At 32.2% G+C, this 21,418-nt stretch carries 21 protein-coding genes and 1 tRNA gene; 14 read left to right on the forward strand and 8 right to left on the reverse strand.

Translation table 11 applies throughout. The features are described 5' to 3' along the window. The first annotated feature begins 65 nt into the window (after positions 1-65). The gene (locus ABD690_RS04540) at positions 66-1,040 is read left to right on the forward strand and encodes a polyprenyl synthetase family protein (protein ID WP_344727545.1); all 975 of its coding nucleotides are present in this window, start codon (positions 66-68) and stop codon (positions 1,038-1,040) included. Further along, the gene (locus ABD690_RS04545; RefSeq protein ID WP_344727548.1) at positions 1,040-1,390 is read left to right on the forward strand and encodes a hypothetical protein; all 351 of its coding nucleotides are present in this window, start codon (positions 1,040-1,042) and stop codon (positions 1,388-1,390) included. Before ABD690_RS04540 ends, ABD690_RS04545 begins: the two co-directional genes overlap by 1 nt. On the opposite strand, the gene ABD690_RS04550 is transcribed toward ABD690_RS04545, so the two are convergent. Beyond that, the gene (locus tag ABD690_RS04550) at positions 1,387-1,917 is read right to left on the reverse strand and encodes an alpha-ketoglutarate decarboxylase (protein ID WP_344727550.1); all 531 of its coding nucleotides are present in this window, start codon (positions 1,915-1,917) and stop codon (positions 1,387-1,389) included. The genes ABD690_RS04545 and ABD690_RS04550 overlap by 4 nt on opposite strands. 116 nt (positions 1,918-2,033) lie before the next feature. On the opposite strand from ABD690_RS04550, the gene ABD690_RS04555 reads away from it, so the two are divergent. Continuing rightward, positions 2,034-4,790 carry a 2-oxoglutarate dehydrogenase E1 component gene (locus ABD690_RS04555; protein WP_344729295.1) on the forward strand — a complete coding sequence of 919 codons (2,757 nt, stop codon included), beginning with the start codon at positions 2,034-2,036 and terminating at the stop codon, positions 4,788-4,790. A 31-nt stretch (positions 4,791-4,821) separates the two neighbouring features. After that, positions 4,822-6,039 carry a 2-oxoglutarate dehydrogenase complex dihydrolipoyllysine-residue succinyltransferase gene (gene odhB / locus ABD690_RS04560; protein ID WP_344727552.1) on the forward strand — a complete coding sequence of 406 codons (1,218 nt, stop codon included), beginning with the start codon at positions 4,822-4,824 and terminating at the stop codon, positions 6,037-6,039. 727 nt (positions 6,040-6,766) lie between these two features. Here odhB and ABD690_RS04565 read toward each other — a convergent pair. The 6 genes from ABD690_RS04565 to ABD690_RS04590 all read right to left on the reverse strand — a co-directional run bounded on the left by ABD690_RS04565 (position 6,767) and on the right by ABD690_RS04590 (position 14,065). After that, positions 6,767-7,399 (reverse strand): response regulator, encoded by a 633-nt coding sequence (locus ABD690_RS04565; protein ID WP_344727555.1) that lies wholly within the window; start codon positions 7,397-7,399, stop codon positions 6,767-6,769. A 51-nt stretch (positions 7,400-7,450) separates the two neighbouring features. Continuing rightward, the gene (locus ABD690_RS04570) at positions 7,451-7,915 is read right to left on the reverse strand and encodes a retropepsin-like aspartic protease (RefSeq protein ID WP_344727558.1); all 465 of its coding nucleotides are present in this window, start codon (positions 7,913-7,915) and stop codon (positions 7,451-7,453) included. Further along, positions 7,908-10,589 carry a CHAT domain-containing protein gene (locus ABD690_RS04575; protein WP_344727560.1) on the reverse strand — a complete coding sequence of 894 codons (2,682 nt, stop codon included), beginning with the start codon at positions 10,587-10,589 and terminating at the stop codon, positions 7,908-7,910. The genes ABD690_RS04570 and ABD690_RS04575 overlap by 8 nt, the downstream gene beginning before the upstream one ends. After that, positions 10,480-12,438, reverse strand: coding sequence for a DUF7849 domain-containing protein (locus ABD690_RS04580; RefSeq protein ID WP_344727562.1), 1,959 nt, complete (start codon positions 12,436-12,438; stop codon positions 10,480-10,482). Before ABD690_RS04580 ends, ABD690_RS04575 begins: the two co-directional genes overlap by 110 nt. Positions 12,439-12,513: 75 nt before the next feature. Further along, entirely contained in the window at positions 12,514-13,536 is a 1,023-nt protein-coding gene (locus tag ABD690_RS04585) for a hypothetical protein (protein ID WP_344727564.1), read from the reverse strand. An 85-nt stretch (positions 13,537-13,621) separates the two neighbouring features. Next, complete coding sequence (locus ABD690_RS04590) at positions 13,622-14,065, reverse strand: hypothetical protein (RefSeq protein ID WP_344727566.1); 444 nt, start codon at positions 14,063-14,065, stop codon at positions 13,622-13,624. 141 nt (positions 14,066-14,206) lie between these two features. On the opposite strand from ABD690_RS04590, the gene ABD690_RS04595 reads away from it, so the two are divergent. The 10 genes from ABD690_RS04595 to ABD690_RS04640 all read left to right on the forward strand — a co-directional run bounded on the left by ABD690_RS04595 (position 14,207) and on the right by ABD690_RS04640 (position 20,834). Continuing rightward, positions 14,207-14,788, forward strand: a complete 582-nt coding sequence (locus ABD690_RS04595) for an RNA polymerase sigma factor (protein WP_344727568.1) — start codon at positions 14,207-14,209, stop codon at positions 14,786-14,788. Between the two features lie 2 nt (positions 14,789-14,790). Beyond that, entirely contained in the window at positions 14,791-15,528 is a 738-nt protein-coding gene (locus ABD690_RS04600) for a tetratricopeptide repeat protein (RefSeq protein ID WP_344727570.1), read from the forward strand. A 64-nt stretch (positions 15,529-15,592) separates the two neighbouring features. Then, positions 15,593-16,360 (forward strand): TatD family hydrolase, encoded by a 768-nt coding sequence (locus tag ABD690_RS04605; protein ID WP_344727572.1) that lies wholly within the window; start codon positions 15,593-15,595, stop codon positions 16,358-16,360. Between the two features lie 2 nt (positions 16,361-16,362). Next, complete coding sequence (locus ABD690_RS04610; RefSeq protein ID WP_344727574.1) at positions 16,363-17,391, forward strand: asparaginase; 1,029 nt, start codon at positions 16,363-16,365, stop codon at positions 17,389-17,391. A 74-nt stretch (positions 17,392-17,465) separates the two neighbouring features. Beyond that, positions 17,466-17,553 (forward strand) — tRNA-Ser (locus ABD690_RS04615). Between the two features lie 75 nt (positions 17,554-17,628). Beyond that, positions 17,629-18,408 carry a MotA/TolQ/ExbB proton channel family protein gene (locus tag ABD690_RS04620; protein WP_344727579.1) on the forward strand — a complete coding sequence of 260 codons (780 nt, stop codon included), beginning with the start codon at positions 17,629-17,631 and terminating at the stop codon, positions 18,406-18,408. A 24-nt stretch (positions 18,409-18,432) separates the two neighbouring features. Continuing rightward, positions 18,433-18,885 (forward strand): hypothetical protein, encoded by a 453-nt coding sequence (locus ABD690_RS04625; RefSeq protein ID WP_344727583.1) that lies wholly within the window; start codon positions 18,433-18,435, stop codon positions 18,883-18,885. A gap of 5 nt (positions 18,886-18,890) precedes the next feature. Continuing rightward, positions 18,891-19,526 (forward strand): ExbD/TolR family protein, encoded by a 636-nt coding sequence (locus ABD690_RS04630; RefSeq protein WP_344727587.1) that lies wholly within the window; start codon positions 18,891-18,893, stop codon positions 19,524-19,526. Positions 19,527-19,539: 13 nt separating this feature from the next. After that, entirely contained in the window at positions 19,540-20,025 is a 486-nt protein-coding gene (locus tag ABD690_RS04635) for an ExbD/TolR family protein (RefSeq protein WP_344727592.1), read from the forward strand. An 89-nt stretch (positions 20,026-20,114) separates the two neighbouring features. Further along, positions 20,115-20,834 (forward strand): porin family protein, encoded by a 720-nt coding sequence (locus ABD690_RS04640; RefSeq protein ID WP_344727596.1) that lies wholly within the window; start codon positions 20,115-20,117, stop codon positions 20,832-20,834. Here ABD690_RS04640 and ABD690_RS04645 read toward each other — a convergent pair. Continuing rightward, the gene (locus ABD690_RS04645) at positions 20,829-21,386 is read right to left on the reverse strand and encodes a hypothetical protein (protein ID WP_344727598.1); all 558 of its coding nucleotides are present in this window, start codon (positions 21,384-21,386) and stop codon (positions 20,829-20,831) included. The two genes, ABD690_RS04640 and ABD690_RS04645, sit on opposite strands and share 6 nt — an antisense overlap. Positions 21,387-21,418 lie beyond the last annotated feature (32 nt).

Consider the following 21,418-nt stretch of genomic DNA (forward strand, 5'->3'; position numbering starts at 1 on the left):
TAACGATTATTTAATATTGTTACTTTATGCTTTGTATAATGACGACAAATACCGACTTTTGTTTCATGCAAAAAGTAGAAGATTATCAAAGAGAGTTTATAGCGTATTTAGAAGGCTTTTCTAAAGATAGAGAGCCGGCAAGCTTGTATGATCCTGTAAACTATATATTAAAATTGGGAGGAAAACGTTTGCGACCTGTTTTAACATTAATGGCATCAGAGGTTTATAATTGTGATTATAAAAAGGCGCTAGATGCGGCTTTAAGTATTGAGGTTTTTCACAATTTTTCATTAGTTCATGATGATATTATGGATGATGCACCTTTGCGAAGAGGTCAAGAAACTGTACATGAAAAATGGGATATAAACACCGGCATTCTTTCTGGAGATGCTATGCTAATTATGGCATATCAACTGTTTGAAAATTATGATGCCATGACATTTCAGGCATTAGCAAAGCTGTTTAGTAAAACAGCGTTAGAGGTTTGTGAAGGACAACAATATGATATAGATTTTGAAACACGTGATGATGTTACCATTGCAGAGTATTTAAAAATGATAGAATACAAGACAGCTGTGCTGGTAGGAGCAGCAATGCAAATGGGAGCTATTGTTGCTAATGCTTCTTTAGAAGATCAAGAAGGTATTTATAATTTTGGTAAAAACCTTGGTATTGCGTTTCAGTTACAAGACGATTACCTAGATGCTTTTGGAGACCCAAAAACGTTTGGAAAGCAAGTAGGCGGTGATATTATTGAAAACAAAAAAACATATTTGTATTTAAAGGCTATAGAGTTTTTATCTGAAGAAGACAAAATACAGCTTCAGCATTTATTTGGTATAAACCCTACAGACGCAACAGATAAAATTACAGACGTAAAGCGGTTTTTCTTATCAAGTGGTTCTGCGGATGCAACAAAAAAAGAGATTGAAAAGTATACCAATAAAGCTTTTGATGTTTTAGAGAGCTTAAATATTTCTGCCGACAAAAAAGCTGTTTTAAAAACATTTGGTAAAGAGTTAATGAATAGAAATGTATAATGCAATTACCAGAAACATTTGATGCATTAATACTTGAGGCTAACAAGCATGAGTTGTATAGAAAACTTATCAAGCAAATCAATAAAGACTTTCTTTATGCAAATATTGATTTAGATTTTGATGACGAAATACCTCCAACGAGTTTAAAGTTAATTTTACACGAAACCATATATAAACTCATTCAAGAAAAATTTGCTGATTATTTAAACCTACTTTACATCATAGATGTTTCTGAAGAAAAAATAAAACAACTAGACGGAAACGACACACTACAACTAGCTGAAAATGTTGCTTTTTTAATATTAGTAAGAGAGTGGCAAAAAGTCTGGTTTAGACAGCAATATTCTTAAAAGTATACCCTTACAAATGGCATCCAAGCATTAGCATAAATGCTTTTATTGTCATCATAAAGCACATCATAACGTATGCCTATTGTAACATTTTGAGCATGATATCCAGCGCCAATAAACAAAGCAGGATACCAATAATCTTCATCTTGAATTGCTAATCTACTATCCCAGTTTCTGGAAACATGAAGTTCTTCAAATTCTGCTGAAAGCTGAAGCTCGTTAATAGGGCGAAAAAGTCCAATAAGACTACCTCCAAGAATTGTAGATTTATGGTAATTTTTTCTAGAACTATATGTGCCATTAAGTCCCACGCCAAGAGCAACATATTGATTCAGTTCATAAATGGCGCTTGGAGCTAATGTTCCGCTAAAAAAACCGTCTCCAAAACTTAAACCAAGACTTCCGCCAAAACGAACATGACTCCAAAAATCACGTTGTTCGTTTTGCGCATTAAGGGTTATTGAAAACAAGCAAAATAAAACACCAAACAACCATTTTTTTATTAATAAATCAAGAACATTTTTCATAATTCACTATTTACATATAAACACTATGTTATAAAAATAATAAAAGCATATCTAATTTTAGTAAAAGTTGTACTTTTGTATAAATTTTGTCTGAACTATTCAGTTTTAAATTATTTATGGATAAATATTCCTTTTTAAACGCAGCACATACAGCATACTTTGCTGATTTATACGAACAATATTTACAAAACCCAGATTCTGTAGAGCCAAGTTGGAGAGCCTTTTTTCAAGGTTACGATTTTGGTAGTGAAAGCTACGGCATGCAAGGCGAGGTTATAGAAGGTGTTTCTACACAAATACCAGAACACGTTCAAAAAGAGTTTCAAGTAGTAAAACTTATAGACGGTTACAGAACTCGTGGGCATTTGTTTACAAAAACAAACCCAGTTAGAGAGCGTAGAAAATATGCACCAACATTAGCATTAGAAAACTTTGGATTATCAAATTCTGATTTAGACACTGTTTTTAATGCTGGAGAAATTTTAGGTATAGGTGCACAAACTTTACGTGAAATCATTAAACACCTTGAAAACATTTATTGTGATGCCATAGGTGTTGAATATATGTACATTAGAAATCCTGAAGAAATAAAATGGATTCAGGAAAAACTTAACATAAACGATAATCAACCAAAGTTTAGCACTGATCAAAAGAAGCATATTTTAAGAAAATTGAACGAAGCGGTTTCTTTTGAAAATTTCTTACACACAAAATATGTAGGCCAAAAACGTTTTTCTTTAGAAGGTGGTGAATCTTTAATTCCAGCACTTGACGCGCTTATAGAAAGAGCTTCTGAATATGAAGTTAAAGAGTTTGTTATGGGAATGGCACATCGTGGTCGTTTAAGCACCCTTACAAATATATTTGGGAAATCTGCTAAAGATATTTTTAGTGAGTTTGATGGTAAAGATTACGAACAAGAAGTTTTTGATGGCGATGTTAAATACCATTTAGGTTGGACAAGCGATAGAGAAACCGAAAACGGAAATAAGATAAACTTAAATATTGCACCAAACCCTTCACATCTTGAAACAGTAGGCGCTGTTGTAGAAGGAATAACACGTGCAAAACAAGACGATAAGTACCCAGAAAACCCATCACAAGTATTACCAATTGTGGTACATGGTGATGCCGCTATTTCAGGACAAGGATTAGTTTATGAAGTGGTTCAAATGGCACAATTAGAAGGTTACAAAACTAACGGAACCATTCATATTGTAGTAAACAACCAAGTAGGTTTTACTACAAACTACCTTGATGGTCGTTCAAGTACATACTGTACAGACGTTGGTAAAGTAACCTTATCACCAGTATTACATGTAAATGCTGATGATGCTGAAGCTGTAGTACATGCCATGTTGTTTGCTCTAGATTTCAGAATGCAATTTAAACGCGATGTATTTATAGATTTACTTGGTTACAGAAAGTATGGTCATAACGAAGGTGATGAACCAAAATTTACACAACCATTATTATACAAAGCTATTGCAAAGCATAAAAATCCAAGAGATATTTATGCTGCAAAACTAATTGAGCAAGGCGTTATAGATAAGGATCATGTTTTAAAATTAGAACAAGATTATAAAACTAAATTAGAAGACGATTTAGAAGATTCTCGTAAAGAGGATAAAACAGTAATTACACCATTTATGCAAAATGAATGGACAGACTATATTACTGTTGAAGAAGATAAAATGATGAAACCAATTGATACAACCTATTCAAAAGAAGGGTTAGAAAAAATCACAAAGGTTATATCATCATTACCAAAAGACAAAAAATTCATACGTAAAATAGAGCGTTTAGTACAATCCAGACAAACTATGTTTGATGAAAACAAGTTAGACTGGGCAATGGCTGAACATTTGGCTTATGGTAGTTTACTAGAAGAAGGTCACGATGTTCGTATATCTGGTCAGGATGTAGAACGTGGTACATTCTCTCACAGACATGCCGTTGTAAAAGTAGAAGATAGCGAAGAAGAAATTGTATTACTTAATCAGTTGAGTGATAAACAAGGAAAATTCTTTATCTATAACTCACTACTATCAGAATATGGTGTGGTAGGTTTTGATTATGGTTATGCTATGGCAAGCCCTAAAACCTTAACCATTTGGGAAGCACAATTTGGAGATTTCAGTAATGGAGCTCAAATTATGCTAGACCAATATATTTCTGCAGCTGAAGATAAATGGAAACTTCAAAATGGTTTGGTAATGTTATTGCCTCATGGTTATGAAGGTCAAGGTGCAGAGCATTCATCAGCACGTATGGAACGTTACTTACAACTATGTGCAAAAGATAATATGTATGTAGCAGACTGTACAACACCTGCTAACATGTTTCATTTATTACGTAGACAAGTAAAAGCAAAATTCCGTAAACCATTAATTGTGTTTACACCAAAAAGTTTATTACGTCATCCACTATGTGTATCAACAGTTGATGAGTTTGTAAACGGTAGTTTCCAAATGGTAATAGACGATAAAAATGCAAATGCAGATAAAGTAAAAACTTTAGTATTTGTTACAGGAAAATTCTATTACGATTTACTTGAAGAACAAGAGAAATTAGGTAGAGACGATGTTGCTTTAGTAAGAATAGAGCAATTATTCCCATTACCAGAGCAAGAAATAAAAGATATATTAAGTAAATATAAAAATGCTAATGATGTTGTTTGGGCTCAAGAAGAACCAAGAAACATGGGAGCTTATAGTCATATCTTAATGCATCTTGAAGAAGCAAAAACATTTAGAGCAGCATCTCGTCGTGCTTATGGTGCACCAGCAGCCGGAAGTTCAGTGCGTTCTAAAAAACGTCATCAAGAAGTGATAGACTATGTCTTTGACAAAACAAAAAATAATCAACGATAAAAACAATCCAACAATATAAAATTATAGAACAATGATTTTAGAAATGAAAGTACCTTCACCAGGTGAATCTATTACAGAAGTAGAAATTGCAGAATGGTTAGTGCAAGATGGTGATTATGTAGAAAAAGATCAGGCCATTGCTGAAGTAGATAGTGATAAGGCAACTCTAGAACTTCCAGCTGAAGCTAGCGGAACTATTACCTTAAAAGCAGAAGAAGGTGATGCAGTTGCAGTAGGTGAAGTGGTTTGTTTAATTGATACAAGTGCAGCAAAACCAGAAGGATCTGATGCACCTGCAAAAGAAGAGAAAAAAGAAGAAGCACCTAAAACTGAAGAAAAGAAAGCAGAACCAGTTGCAGAGAACAAAACGTATGCAACAGGAACAGCAAGTCCTGCAGCAAAAAAGATTTTAGCTGAAAAAGGAATGGATGCTTCTCAAATACAAGGCACAGGTAAAGACGGTAGAGTAACCAAAGACGATGCTGTAAACGCAAAACCATCTATGGGAACTCCAACAGGAGGAAGCCGTGGAGAGTCACGTTCTAAACTATCAATGTTACGTCGTAAAGTAGCAGAGCGTTTAGTATCTGCTAAAAACGAAACAGCGATGTTAACCACTTTTAATGAGGCTAACATGACACCTATTTTTGAATTGCGTAAACAATACAAAGAAGCGTTTAAAGCAAAGCATGGTGTAGGTCTTGGGTTTATGAGTTTCTTTACTCTAGCAGTAGTGAGAGCATTAAAAGAATATCCAGCTGTTAACTCTATGATAGATGGAAAAGAAATGATTTCTTACGATTTCTGCGATATTAGTATAGCAGTATCAGGACCAAAAGGACTTATGGTTCCAGTAATACGAAATGCTGAAAACTTAACCTTTAGAGGTGTTGAAGCTGAAGTAAAACGTTTAGCATTAAGAGCTCGTGATGGTCAAATTACTGTTGATGAAATGACAGGTGGTACATTTACAATTTCTAATGGAGGTGTGTTTGGTAGTATGTTATCTACACCAATTATCAACCCACCACAAAGTGGTATTTTAGGAATGCACAATATTATTGAGCGTCCAATTGCTGTTGATGGTAAAGTTGAAATTCACCCAATGATGTATTTAGCATTATCTTATGATCACAGAATTATTGATGGTAGGGAGTCTGTTGGATTTTTAGTTGCAATTAAAGAAGCACTTGAAAACCCAGTTGAGTTATTAATGAATAACGATGTTAAGAAAGCTCTAGAACTATAATAGCTAAAAACTATAATTTTTATAAAAAGAAAGCGCCACTTAAATAAGTGGCGCTTTTTTCTTGGTAATAACTAACTAAAAGAAATTAACAAAAATGTTTATTGATATAACAATGATAACTAATACAACTAATCCTACAATAAAGAATTTGTTTAATGAGTTTTTATCATCCATGATTGAATAATTTATCTGATTTTGAGAGATACAATGCTTTTGTTAAAAAAGACTCTGCACTAATTTCTAGTACAGAGCCTGTAACTCCCTTTATAAAATTACTTGATTAATAGCACTGTAAAGATCACTAAAGAATGTTATTAAAACAATACGTAACGTTACGTATTTTTTACAGAAAACAAAGGTCTTAAATAAACAAAGGCCCTAAACAACAAGTGTGTTTAAGACCTTTTTGTTCTCCCTAAGAACTAATTAATAGAACAGCAAATGTCTATAAAGTATGAATAGTGGACAATACGTAACGTTACGTATTTTTGTATAAAAGTGATTAGGTATTATTTGAAAAAAACAATAATGTTTAGGAAAACAACAGCAACAATAATAAAAATGAAAGTAGTTATTATTAATGAATGAAATAAGTTGAATTTGCTTTTCATAATATATCGTTTTTAATTATTAGATGTATGTTGTTAATTAACAACCCTTTTACTAAAAATAATACTGTAAATATACTGTAAAACAAATGGTTATGAAATACGTAACGTTACGTAATTTAATTTAAGAACTCCTGATTTTCTTTAGCCCAGATAAGTAAACTGTTTTGAATAGGAGGTATATCAAGCTTTTTTATAATATTACTTTTATGCTTCTCAACAGTTCTATTAGATATTGAAAGTATATCGCCAATATCTTTTGCTGTATTGTTTTTTGAAATTAGATGTAGAATCTTCAATTCGGTTTTAGAGAGCATATCTAATATCTCTGGTCTAGAATTGGTGTTTGCATTAAGGTAATCAGCTATTTCTTCGCTAAAGTAAGACTCATTATTATTGACATGAGTTAAACATGTTTCAATTTCTTCAATGGCAAATTCTTTAAGGATATACCCAAAGATGTTTAGTTCTTTAGCTTTATCATATAAGTCTTCACCTTTATCAAACGTTATAAGGATGATTTTGGTAGGGATGCCATTTTTTTTACAATCTTCAGCAACTTCAAGTCCAGTTTTATAAGGCATTCTTATATCTAGAATAGCAATATCTGGTTTTAGTTTTACAATAAGATTATAAGCTTCTTTACCATCTTTAGCACTACCAATTATATTATAGCCTTTAGATTTTAAAAAGTCACTTAAACCTCTTAACATCAGCGGATGATCGTCTGCTATGATAATAGAATTTTGCATGAATTAATAGCTGTGAAGAATTTTTTATAAAGATAACCAGAAAGAATTATACTACAATTTTAAATATAGGTATTTTTTTTCATAATCTATAACTCCTTTTCCTTTTTTTAGTATATCAGCTCCTATAATACCATCAACTGGTTTTGAGTTATGATTGGTAAGAGCTGTGTTTACATGAGTTAAATTAAATAGAATTAAAGCAACTTTGTCTTTTTTCCATTTACCTATACGTAATTGGTTTTTTTTTGAAATTTGGGTTAACATATCAATAGCACCAGCTCCAGCAGCTTTAATTTCAGAATCTTTAGCTTTAAGTTTAAATGTATTAATAGCTTCAAAACCAACACAAGAGCTTGATGCGCCTGTGTCTAATATAAACAATCCTTTAACACCATTTATACTAGCTTTTATTTCAAAATGATTGGTTTTGGTCAGATGTAATTTAATTTTTGTGTAGCCTTTTTCTAATAAAAAATCTTTCAGAGGTACATCTTTTGTAATACCTGTATCACTCATGTTTTCTTCTTTTTCTTGTTATCAAAAATACAATAATTAAAACCAGAAAAATCCCTATTATATAATAAATAACATAAGATGTTTTTTGAGGTTTTGATATACTACCATAGTAAACAAAGGCACTCCAATAGTAAGGAGATTTTTTTAAGTTGCTGATAGATGCATCGTTTATATATAATAGTTTTGATTGCCTATTGGCATAACTTACAGCGTGATTTTTAGAAAAAACTTTATAAAAACGATTCATGATTTCAGTGGTAGACGCATCATTTATTTGCCATAATGAGAATAAAACGTTTTTCGCGCCAGCATATTGAAAGCCACGTGCTATACTCATAGCACCTTCTCCTTTTTGTAGTTTTCCAACACCAGTTTCACAAGCACTTAATACAACCAAATTTGGTTTTATGTTTAAACTATATAGTTCATTTAGTAACATAGGTTCATCATAAAAAGCAATACTTGCAGGATTTATGAAATCGCCACTTGTGGCATGTGTAGACAGGTGTAGCATGTTGTATTCGGCAACCGAATTCAAAAATTGTTGTTTGGTGGCCTCATCGTGCATATAAAGAGTTGCCTTTGTTTGTTTTTCTAACGATTTAGCTTCAGATATAGAATAGGTAAGTGGCTGACTTGTGTTTTCAAAAACAGGAAATATGCCTAGTATATTTTTTTCTTGAGTTGGTAGTTGTTTATTGTTTAAGTAAAAATCAATGCTAGAATTATAAACCACATTATGAGATGTTACCAAAAAAGGCATGCTTGTAAAGCTGGTTGTCAAAGTTTCCTTGGTTAGTAATGCTTCAAAAGGTAAAAAGTTAAGTAGTCCATCAGGAATGATAATTAAATTTTCTTTGGAAGACATTTTTTCTATTCCTAATATATTATAAGCAGTAAAGGCTACACTTGTATATGCTTTTATATTATTGTTTATAGCAGAAGCATTATCAAATAAATGAATAAAATTCACCAATGAGTTTTGAGTGGTTTCCTGCAACGGTATTTTAATAAAATCAATATGTTTTTCTGAAATAATAAACTGATAAATGGCTTGGCTACCATAAAAATATTCAACAAGAATAGCCTCATCTGTTTTTAGTTGTTCTTGAAGCTTTTCAATATTTATGATGCTTGTTGCATTTGGATAAGTGTGCTCAATAGCTTTCTGAACAGCTTTTAAGGCAATGCTTACATCTAGTAGTTGTTTGTTTAAACTATCATTTTTAGTAGCCTCATAACCTAATTGCTTTTTTATTAAGTTGCTAGTAAGTAGTTCTTGTGTTTTTAAAAGTTGTTGTTCCTTAAGTAATAAAGAATCATTAGGATGTTTTTCAAGCAACGATTGCTTTACATAGTTATCTTTTAAAACAGATGCTTTATTCATTTCAGCATATTGCAAAGCGCTATAAAAATATATTGATTTAGAATTTTCTTGATAGCTATAAAACAGCAAATCAATACAGCTTTCGCTACGTTTTCTATTAATGGCTTGGTTGGTTATTTTGGCTTGTTGCGAAGTGATGTTTTTAGTTAGTAATTTCGAGACATAAAAACTTAAATCATAATAAGCCAATGCCTTTTTCGAATCGGGTTCAAGCCTTGCTAAAAAATCAAAAATATCTATAAAAGTATTTTCAGTATATAAGCTTGTGGGTTTAGGAATACTATTTTTTTTATGGTTAGGAAGTAAAAGTTTTAAAGCCAATTGTAAACTGGTGTTAGCTTTGTCTTTTTCATTAAGCAAATAGTGTAATTGCGCTTTTTCAAGTTGCTTTTTTGCCAGTTGACGAACCGAAAGCGTGTCTTTTTTAGAATAAGCGTTTAAAAGATTAAAGTGTTTTAATGCCGATTTGTAATCGTGCGACCTCAAAGCACTTTCGTAAGCAACTTGATGTTTATTATGTAACACGTTAAAATTAGGAAGCACAATATCATTAGATAGTAAGTTTTTGTTTAACGCTAGGCTGCTTGTTGCTTTTAAGCGTTGTAGTTTTTCCTTTTGAGCGCTTTTGATTTTTGAAATTTGATGCGTTTGCTCTATTAAAGCTAAAACTGATTGATGTTTTCCTAAAGCTTGATACAAGGCAGATAAATTAATAATCCCAGAAATTTCCTGATCCATATTGTTTTTTGCTTTAGCGATAGCAATGTATTGTTTTATGGTGTTTTCAGCATTGGTGTAATCATTAGTTTTGGTATATAAATTTCCTAATGGTTTTAAACAATATTCTATAATATCATAATCAGAAATGGTACTTATTTTAAAATCATTGTAACGCTTCCATGCTTTTTCATAAGTGGTTATAGCATCATTTTGTTTGTTAATGTCTTTTTGGTAGAACGCTTTGTTGCACAATAAAAAAATTAAAGCAAGTTGTTCGTCTTTAGTCGTGACTTTATTTAAGAAAAGCGCTTCCTGTTTGTTTAGTTCTAGAAATGTTTCAGGATTTTTGTTAGCAATAAAAGTCTCTGTAGCCACGTATATTTGTTCTTCTAAATCTTGAGAAAAACAAGTAAAGCTTAAAAAGGTGATAAATATGACTAACGCCTTTTGCATCAGATTAAAATTTCCAGATAGCATATAACTGCCAGTAGTTATAATTTTCTTTAAAGTTGATAACATAACGTGCGCCAACACTTGGACCAATTCTAGCAAATCCAGCAGTGACATCAAGCAATAATCCGGTTTTGAAATTTGTAAAGGATTCTGAATTTTCAGAGCTTGTCTCTAACGACTCAAAAATAGGAGCATCAGGATCTGTGCCTTCAAAATTTTCAACCAATTGTGATTGCGATGTTTTTTCACTTATTGTGAGCATGCCTTGCAAGCCTGCGCCAACGCCAATAAAATTATTTATGTTGTAGCGAACAAGTACAGGGATTTCCCAATCTATATTCTCATAGCTAGTATTGGTTGTAGTACGCTGTAAAAACTGAAAACCTTGAGGGCCATCAGTGAAAGACTCTTGAACGGTTGTGTCATCTTTATAACGATGAAAACTATTTAACAGTTCTACTTGCCAATACCAGCGATAGGATTTGTAAGGTGATAATGTGGCTCCAAAAAAGTAGCTTTCAGAATCTTTTAAATCTGAAAATGAATTATACCCTGCTTTAACACCAATAGATAATCCAGGAACAAATCTGGTAGTAGAATAGTTAGTGATTATTGGTTCATTCTTGTCAAAAATAATAGCTGTTCTACTTTTGGTTTTTTTCTTATGAAAATCTTTAGCAAACTTAATGGTGTACTTTACAAAACCTTTAGTAGAATCATATTCTTTTACATTTTTTTGTTCGCTTCCGGGAAGGTATATATTCTTAAATGTAAAAATAGCTTGCGTATCAGTAAAAGTTGTGTCTAGACAGCTATAGCGAACTTCCTCTTTAGGGCATATTTTACATTTTGGGTACATGTCTTTTACCTCAATTGTTGATTTGTCTAGCATCTCTGGAATATCAGTTTCTAGCCTTATGGTTCTTGCTGGGCCTTCGCCATTATTCTGAAATTTTATTTTATATTTTAAAGTTTTAAATCTAACAAGTCTATAATTCATAAACGTACCATTGCTAGACATCTTATTCGGGTCGTGAGATGTAACAATTTCCATCTCCATATCTTTTACTTTATGGTTGTCATAATTAGCGTCAGGAACATAAACACCACGAATAGAAATAATAGCACTTGTGTCTTTTAGCATTTCTGGTGGTGTTCTCATTGTGAAGAATACGTTGCGTTCTTCATTAGGTTTCATATTGTCGAATTCAAAAAGATTCCAGTCTTTATAGTAAAGTTTAGACGCCTCTAGTGTTAATGGAAGGTTTGTTTTTATGGTTGTGTCTTGAGGTTTTGCTTTGAGTTGTAGTAAATTGTTTTCTGCTGAAGCAAGTAAGGTGTTTTCAGTATTGTCTATAGTATTGGTGTAAACAAAACCTTCTGTAGATATTTGTTTTTCACCATGATGAGCTCTTACATCAGTAATTTCAAAGTTGTTGGCCTTGTACTTTTGTTCGTTGTAGAATATGTATAGTTTGCCATTAGTTGTGTAGTTTAGATAATTTCTGTAACTCATAATAACCGCAATTTCTTCATTAGGCATTGGTTCTCTATTACGTTGCAGGGTAAAATCTTCGGTCATAGAGGTTTCATCAAGATAAGAAGGGTCTGCTTGAGTTACACTTATTTTCTTGGGTCTTGTAGTTGGTGGCTTTCCGGTATCGTAATTATTTGTTGCCCAGAATTTAATGTTGTAATCGCCTGTGGCTTTATATGTGTGTTTTGGGTTTTTTTCTTTACTGTAAGTGCCATCTCCAAACTCCCAATAATAGGAGTAAAATGCTTTTGGCGCACCAGCTATTTGTTCTAGCGTTGGAGTTTCGGGAGTAAACTCAACATGAGTACCTTCTATACGATGCTTTATTGTGGCTATTCTAGAGATAGAATCATTTGTTATTGTTTCTTGAGCATAAACAGAAAAGAAACAACAAAAAACAACAATTGTAATATATAGTGTTTTCATATCGTTGAGGTTATGGTTACAGCTAAAATACAAAAAGCGGCGGCAATAATAGCCGCCGCTTTTCTCAAGGTTAAATTAAGGCAGATTATTTATAATTGTTATCAGTTCTGCTTCTGTTGCTGTGCTTGTTTCATCAAGGGTGAAAGTTATAATATCATCTTCAGCTATGGTTACAGATTTTATAGCATATCTCCATAAGCCATCTAGTTCAGTGACAAAAATCACATGACATTCTAATCCTATAGGAATTTGTCCATAATGTTCGCTAAACAAACCGCTTTCATAAGTATCTAGAGCAGCAAGTCCAGAATCTTCTCCATCATAAGATAAATAAACAGCGCTGTTTTCATAATCGTAACCAAATGGCGCTTGCACATAAATGGTTGTTTTTGGTCTAGGATCATTGTAAAATCGATCAATATTTGTCCATCCAAAATTATCTAAAAATGCATAATATTCGCCTCCTTCAGCAAAAACGCCACCTTGTCCAGTAACATCTTCAGCTTCTCTCCAAGCAAGATTTCCATCTTCGTCAATTTCGCCAGTCCATAAGCTCATGTCGTTATCTGGACCACCTGTTAAACTAGCAGGAACATTAAGTTGTATTTGGCAATTAGTAGCTAAAACAACATCATCTTGTGTAGCTTCTAGGTAAAATTCGCCCCCAGAAATTAATAGGGCTTTGTCTCCATTTGGCATAATGCCCATGGTAGGTTTGTTTGTGGTAAACATGTTCCCTTTGTTGAAAATCTCTATGTATTCTAAATCTACCATACCGCTTACTGGATTGCCATTTTTTGTTAAGCAATTTGCGTTTATAGAAATGGTAACATTATTATCTGACGTTAACGTGATGAACCCGTCGTCTGCATTAAATTGAAAATTTTGTTTAATATTTTCTAATGCTTGCTCTCTAATGTTTTCAAATTCTTGAGATGTTGGTGCATTGCTACCAATGTAAATAGAGCCAGCATCATCATTTGCATTACAACTGCTTAATATAATCAGTGCAAGTAGGGTTCCAAATAAGGTTTTTAATGTTTTGCTCACAGCATTAAAGTGTTTTAATGGGTTGTGAAATAAAATTGAATTTTTCATAATTAATACGGTTTTATATTAGTATTCATGTTTATATACACAGGGCAACAATTTTGTTACCCTGTTGTATGTTGTTAAAGGTTATTTATTGTCTTGGCTGACTGAAAATTATTTTTGAAGTGATAATGTCGCCAGATGCTACAAGTTTTATCATTTTGTGAGCATCTTTCTCTGAAGATGAATAACCTTTAGCATAGCCTTTGGTACTTGTTACTTCCCAAAAGTAATTTCTCTTTTCCTTGTTTTTTACTTCGCTATTAAGCATAAAGAAGCTTTCTACTTTTTTTTCTAAAATGATTTCTCCAGAGCTTACTAGCGTTATCATATTATTGGCGTGTTCTAGATTTAGCGATGTTCCAGAATAAGTGCCTTTGTTTGTTTTTACTGTCCAATCATAAACTTTTACGATTTTATCTTTTGTGATTTCTATCACTTCATTAGAAGTGTTAAGGATCATTTTTTCATTTGTAGCGTTTACATTAAGAAAAGTAAAAACTACTGTAGCGATAATTAAAATTGAATTTTTCATGACTTTAATGTTTTTTGAGTTTGAGTTTCTTTTTTTTTTAATGCAACAGTTTTGCTGTTACACCCTTATATCAAAACCATTCTAAATTTGTTACCCTTTTAATTGAAAGTTTTTTTAAATTAGTAGAAAATACAAGGGTTCATGAGCCAAAAAAAAATTCACGAAGACCAGAAATATATAGATGGGTTGGTACAAAACAACACGTTTGTCATACAAACCATCTATGATAAGTTTGCACCAAAAGTGATAAACTATATTAAGCAGAATAGTGGTGATGTATCCCAAGCAAAAGATATTATTCAAGAAACAATAATAACTATTTATAACCAAGCAAATGAAAAAGGCTTGCAGTTAACATGTCCTTTTGATGCTTACTTTTTTTTACTGTGTAAGCGTAAATGGCTCAATCAATTAAAAAAAACAAACAATAAAGAGGTAACAATTAATGAAGAAGTATTATCTAAAGATGACGATGCTCAAGAACTTGCCTTTGAAAGCAGTTTGTTTGAACAACAACATCATCTTTTTACAGAGATGTTTCAAAAGTTAGGGCAAGCTTGTAAAGATTTATTAAAAGCAACTTTTAAAATTAAATCAATGGAAGCCGTTGCTCAAAGTCTAGGAGTTACCTATGCCTATGCCAGAAAAAAGAAATCCTTATGCATAGGTAAACTAACTAAAATGGTTCAAGAGTCTCCCAAGTATCAAAACCTAAAACAGTAATCATGCAAGAACAAGATTATATAACATTTGAAGCATACCTAACAGGTGATTTAAAACCTGAAGAGCAGTTGGCTTTTGAAAAACGCTTAAGCACTGATGCAGATGTGAAGTTGGCTTTTGAAAGCTATAAAAACGCTTCTAAATTTTTAAAACATCATATAGAGAATGATGAAAAAAATCAGGCTTTTAAAACGAATCTAGAATCGGTTTCAAATACATATTTTCAAAACAAAGCAGTTGCCAAAAACAAGGTAAAGCGTATAAATCCTTGGTATTATTCTGTGGCAGCAGCAGCTATTTTATTTATAGGATTTTTTATTGGTCAGCAATTTTCAAATCCAGTTTATGATGATTATGCTAATTATGAATCAATAAGTTTAACCGTAAGAGGTTCACAACAAGATGTATTAACAAAAGCTGAAACAGCTTTCAATAATAAAAACTATCAAAACGCTAATAAGTATTTTTCAGAATTAATAAAAACCGATGCAAGCAACCTTGAGTTAAAACTTTATAATGCTGTGGCTCTCGTAGAGCTAGATCGTTTTGATGAAGCTGATGCTGTTTTTGAAAACATAATTGCTTCGCCATCAGTATATCGTAATAAAGCTACTTGGTATTTGGCATTAAGTAAGCTTAAACAAGAAGATAATATAGCTTGTTTAAAAATACTTCAAACCCTACCTAAAGACGCAGATGACTATAAACAAGCACAAAAGCTTATCAAAAAGTTAGATTAAACATATTATACAAATAGTAGTAAAAAAGTCATCAGGTTGCTGATGACTTTTTTATTTTTGCTTTATGATAGTAACTGATACACATACACATTTATATAGTGACGCTTTTGATGATGATAGAGCAGCAATGATTCAACGTGCTATAGATAATAATGTCTCACGTTTTTTTATCCCAGCAATAGATTCAGGGTATACCGATTCTATGTTGCAGTTAGAGCAAGATTTTCCTGACCATGTGTTTTTAATGATGGGATTGCATCCAACATCAGTAAAAGAAAATTACAAAAAAGAGTTAGCACATGTAGAAGAGATGCTTGCAAAACGTCATTTTTATGCGGTAGGTGAGATAGGAATCGATTTATATTGGGATACATCTACATTGGCTATTCAAAAAGACGCTTTTAAACATCAAATAAAATTAGCAAAGCATTATAAATTACCAATAGTAATACATTGCCGAGATGCTTTTGATGAAATCTTTGACGTATTAGAAACCGAAAAGTCAGATGATTTGTTTGGGATTTTTCATTGCTTTACTGGGACATTAGAACAAGCTCAAAAAGCTATTTCCTACAATATGAAACTAGGAATAGGTGGTGTGGCTACATTTAAGAATGGTAAAATAGATCAATTTTTAAATCAAATAGATTTAAAGCATATTGTTTTAGAAACAGATTCACCATATTTGGCACCAAAACCATATCGCGGTAAGCGTAATGAAAGCGCCTACATTATAAAGGTGTTAGAAAAACTGTCAGAGCTTTATGAGCTTCCGCAAGAAAAAATAGCTGAAGTTACCACGCAAAATTCAAAAGATATCTTTAATATATAAGTATGGAAAACAATCCTAAAATACTTTTAGTTTATACAGGAGGCACCATTGGGATGATAAAAAATCCCAATACAGGCGCTTTAAAAGCCTTTGATTTTAATAATCTATTAAAACGAATCCCTGAATTAAAACTTTTAGATTGTGATATTTCTACTGTTTCTTTTGATGAACCTATAGACTCTTCAAACATGTGTCCTAAATATTGGGTTCAAATAGCTGAAATTATTGAAACACATTATGAGTCATATGATGGTTTTGTAGTCTTACATGGTAGCGATACAATGAGTTATACGGCATCAGCATTGAGCTTTATGTTAGAGAACCTTGCCAAGCCAGTAATACTTACAGGATCTCAATTACCAATAGGCGATTTACGGACTGATGCAAAAGAAAACCTAATAACGTCTATACAAATGGCGTCTTTACAAAGACGAAACCGTCCAGTAATTAGAGAAGTAGGACTTTATTTTGAGTATAAATTATATAGAGGCAATAGAACCACAAAAATTAATGCCGAACATTTTGAGGCTTTTGAATCTCTGAATTATCCTCATTTAGCAGAGTCTGGTGTTCATATTAAGGTAAATTATGATGATTTATACAAACCCAACGCCAGAAAAAAACTAGTAGTTCATAAAACATTTGATACAAACATAGCTCTAATAAAGCTGTTTCCAGGTATTTCAAAACCTGTTTTAGAGTGTATGGTTTACAACCCTAACTTAAAAGGTATTGTTATAGAAACCTATGGCGCAGGAAACGCCACTACCGAAAATTGGTTTGTTGATGTGATTGAGCAGTTGATAAAAAAAGGAGTTCAAGTAATAAATGTCACACAATGTTCAGGAGGCAGTGTCAATATGGGGCAATACGAAACTAGCTCACAGCTTAAAACCATAGGTGTTATTTCAGGAAAAGACATAACAACCGAGGCGGCCATTGCAAAACTTATGTATTTATTAGGTGAAAATATAGCTTCTAATACGTTCAGAACCATATTTGAAACGAGTTTAAGAGGAGAATTGTCTTAAAATTAACTTTCAAAATTTTTAGCTTTCAAAAGTTTTTTTGTTATTTGCTACACTGTATTAAAAAATTAAAATACAGAGAGGTGGCCGAGTGGTCGAAGGCGCACGCCTGGAAAGTGTGTATACGTCACAAGCGTATCGAGGGTTCGAATCCCTTCCTCTCTGCAGTTATTTTTATTTTTTAATCGTATTTTTTTTATATCTTTAACACTTTAACTAATAAAATTAAGAACAAGAACAATGAAAAGATTATTTTCTATCCTTGCCATTATGTGTTTTATGGCATTCGGAACAGCTAACGCAGCAACTACAGCATTAACAAGTGCTACAACTGTTGTTACTACATTTCAAGATGAAGCTACTGATGATGCAGCAGCAGCAGCAGAGAGTGAATCATTCCACCAAGAACTTAAAAAACGTTTTATAGAAGGTGGCCCTGGATTTATGGGAATCGTTTTATTATGTTTAATTCTTGGGTTAGCGATAGCTATTGAAAGAATTATCTTTTTAAACCTTTCAACAACAAATACAAAAAAATTGACTCAAAATGTAGAAGAAGCATTACAATCAGGTGGTGTTGAAGCTGCAAAAGAAGTTTGTAGAAACACAAAAGGACCTGTTGCTTCTATTTTCTACCAAGGATTAGATAGAACTGACGAAGGTATCGAGGCTGCAGAAAAAGCTGTTGTAGCTTACGGTGGTGTTCAAATGGGACAATTAGAGAAAAACGTATCTTGGATTTCTTTATTTATCGCATTAGCGCCAATGTTAGGATTCATGGGTACGGTAATCGGTATGATTCAAGCCTTTGATAAGATTCAAGCTGCAGGAGATATGCAACCATCACTTGTTGCAGGTGGTATTAAAGTAGCACTTTTAACAACAGTATTTGGTCTTATCGTAGCGATTATTCTTCAAATTTTCTACAACTACATTATTGCTAAAATTGACAGTATCGTAAACGATATGGAAGATGCGTCAATTACATTAATGGACTTGTTAATCAGAAACAAGAAGTAATAATCATAAATTCAATAAAACATTATGAGTTTACATAAAATTTTAAAAATTGTAGCAGCCGTGTTAGGTTTGTTAGGTATTGTCTTTCTAGTAAGAATTATTTCTGCTGGAGACGAAGCTATCAAAGCTGATGCTGCTATGGGAGATACTGCAATAGTAGATCCAATCGCATATGTTGCTTATGCAATTATGGCTTTAGTCATATTGTTTGTAGTAGTGTTTGTATTTAAAAACCTATTTACAAATGCAGCAACATTAAAAAACACATTAGTAGGTGTAGGTATTTTTGCCGCTATACTAGTTATTTCTTATGCTATGTCAGGAGGCGATACGACACAATACCTATATAATGGAGAAGCAGTTACAGAAGGAGAATCAACTATGGTAGGAGCTGGTTTATTAGCGTTCTACATATTAATTGTTGTAGCAGCAATATCAATGCTATTCTCTGGAGTTAAAAAAATAATGAATAAATAATAATTATGGCAAAAAGATCAGCACCAGAAGTTAATGCAGGCTCTATGGCTGACATTGCTTTCTTACTGTTAATTTTCTTCTTGGTTACTACAACCATAGAAATTGATTCAGGTTTAAATAGAAAGTTGCCTCCAATTGAAGAGACTGAACCTCCTATTATTAAGGAGCGTAACATCTTTCAATTAACCGTAAACGGAAAGAATCAACTTTTCTTAAAAGCCAATGGTAACGATGGAGAAGTTGTTAAACTTAAAGATTTACGTAAAAAAGCTGTTGCTTTTTTAGATAATGGAGGAGGAACTGGACCAGATAAATGTGAGAAATGTAAAGGAAAGCGTAACCCGCAATCTTCTGATAACTTTCAAAAAGCCATTATTTCATTACAAAATGATAGGTTAACAAGGTATGATACCTATATAGCTGTTCAAAATGAAATTATAGCGGCTTACAATGAGTTGCGAGATAGAGAATTTAAATTAGCTTACCCAAATTTAAATATGGGTTATGTTGAAGCAGATAAGATGTATTCTGACCCAAGAACATCAGCTGAAGACAAAGCAAGATTAAAGGATAAAATTGAAGCAATAAAAGTTTTAATTCCTCAAAAGTTCTCTGAAGCAGAGCCGAAAAAGTCTAATTAGATAAATAAATATTATGTCTAAATTTAAAAAGAAAAAAAGTGGCGATTTGCCAGCAATATCTACAGCATCATTACCTGATATTGTATTCATGTTGCTATTCTTCTTTATGGTGGCTACGGTTATGCGTCAAAACACTTTGAAAATTGAAAACCGTTTACCTGCAGCTAACCAAGTAGAAAAGTTAGCCAAACGTAATTTACTTATGTACATTTATGCAGGAAAGCCTAGCAGTAGTTATAAGCAATACGGATCATTATCTAGAATTCAGTTAAATGATAAATTTGCTGGAGTAGATGAGATTAAAGCTTTTATAGCTGCAGAGCGCGCTGCTAAAAGAGAAGAAGAAGTTCCTTTCTTAACAACCGTTTTGAGTGTTGATAAGGAAACTAATATGGGACTTGTTTCTGATATTAAGCAAGAATTGCGAGAAGTTAATGCTCTTAAAATTAATTATAAAACCAGAAAAGGTGATGCCTTACAAGGTGTAAGTGATAATTAATTTTATCTTAATTTTAAATATTACAAAGGCGTTTTGAGAAATCAATACGCCTTTTGTTTTATTGTAAATGTTATATTATTTTTAGTTATATGAAATATTCTTTTTTGGTTTTTATATTCTCGCTAGTTTACACGCATTCTTTTTCACAAGAAACATTGAATGATAAAGCTGTTTCAGATTCTTTAAAGACAACGTATGCGTCTTATAAAGAGGATCAATTTTATGCAGGAGTTACTTACAATATACTAGTAAATAAACCAGCTAATCTTTCTCAAAGTGGGTTTTCAATTGGAGTTTTACTTGGTTTTATTAAAGATATGCCTATTAATAAACGTAGAAATGTAGCTATTGGTTTAGGACTAGGTTTAGCATCAAACTCTTTTAATAATAATATGTTTATTAATAAAGATGCTTTAGGTAATTATAACTATAGTATTTTAAGTGATTCAGATATATCCTATTCTAAAAATAAATTAACAATGTATAAGGTTGAATTACCTATAGAGTTTAGGTGGCGAACATCAACGGCAAATGAGTATAAGTTTTGGCGTATTTATACAGGTATTAAATTAGGGTATGTGTTAGCAGATACATATAAGTTTAAAGGTGATATAGGAGCTATAAAACACACCAATTTGTCTGATATGAATGATTTTCAGTATGGACTGACTTTAAGCGCAGGTTACAATACCTGGAACTTACATTTTTATTATGGTTTGAATACTATTTTTAGTGATGATGCTATGATAAATAATAAAAATTTAGATGTAAGTGCTATAAAATTAGGTTTGATATTTTACATCCTATAACCAATAATTAACTAAAATCAGTTGAGGTAAAAGCCCTAAAAAACACCCTATAATCAACTCTTTTCCATTGTGGGCTTTTAGGTGTAGTCTTGAAGAAGCAACGCTTCCCATTATAATAAACATTAACGCTAAAGTACCAATAATATTGATGCTGAAGTGAATGCTTAAGGCAACATAAAACATAAAAACACCAGATACCCCAATCATGTGAATACTTGCCTTAAATTTGAGTATAGCCAATATTAAGCATGCTAAAGACGATATAAGAATCCCCACAAAAAAGTAGTATAGCTCAATGATTTCAGTGCTAGGAAGCACTCTAAATAGTATTAAAAAGGTTATAATACAGTTTAATAATAACGGTAAAACACGTTCTTCAGGAGTTTCTAAATAAATGGTTTTAGTTTTCCCAATGGTTTTTAATAAAAAATAAAGAAGAATAGGTAGTAATACTGTAAGAATGAAAAGTGATATTATCTTGGCTTGTATAATAGGAGTTGGTATAAACCTTGGTGATTTAGCAAAATAAAAAGTCACCCCAAAAAGTGGCATCAAAACAGGGTGAAAAACCAACGATATGCATT

Origin of the sequence: Corallibacter vietnamensis (assembly GCF_039537875.1) — a bacterium.
Lineage (GTDB): Bacteria > Bacteroidota > Bacteroidia > Flavobacteriales > Flavobacteriaceae > Corallibacter > Corallibacter vietnamensis.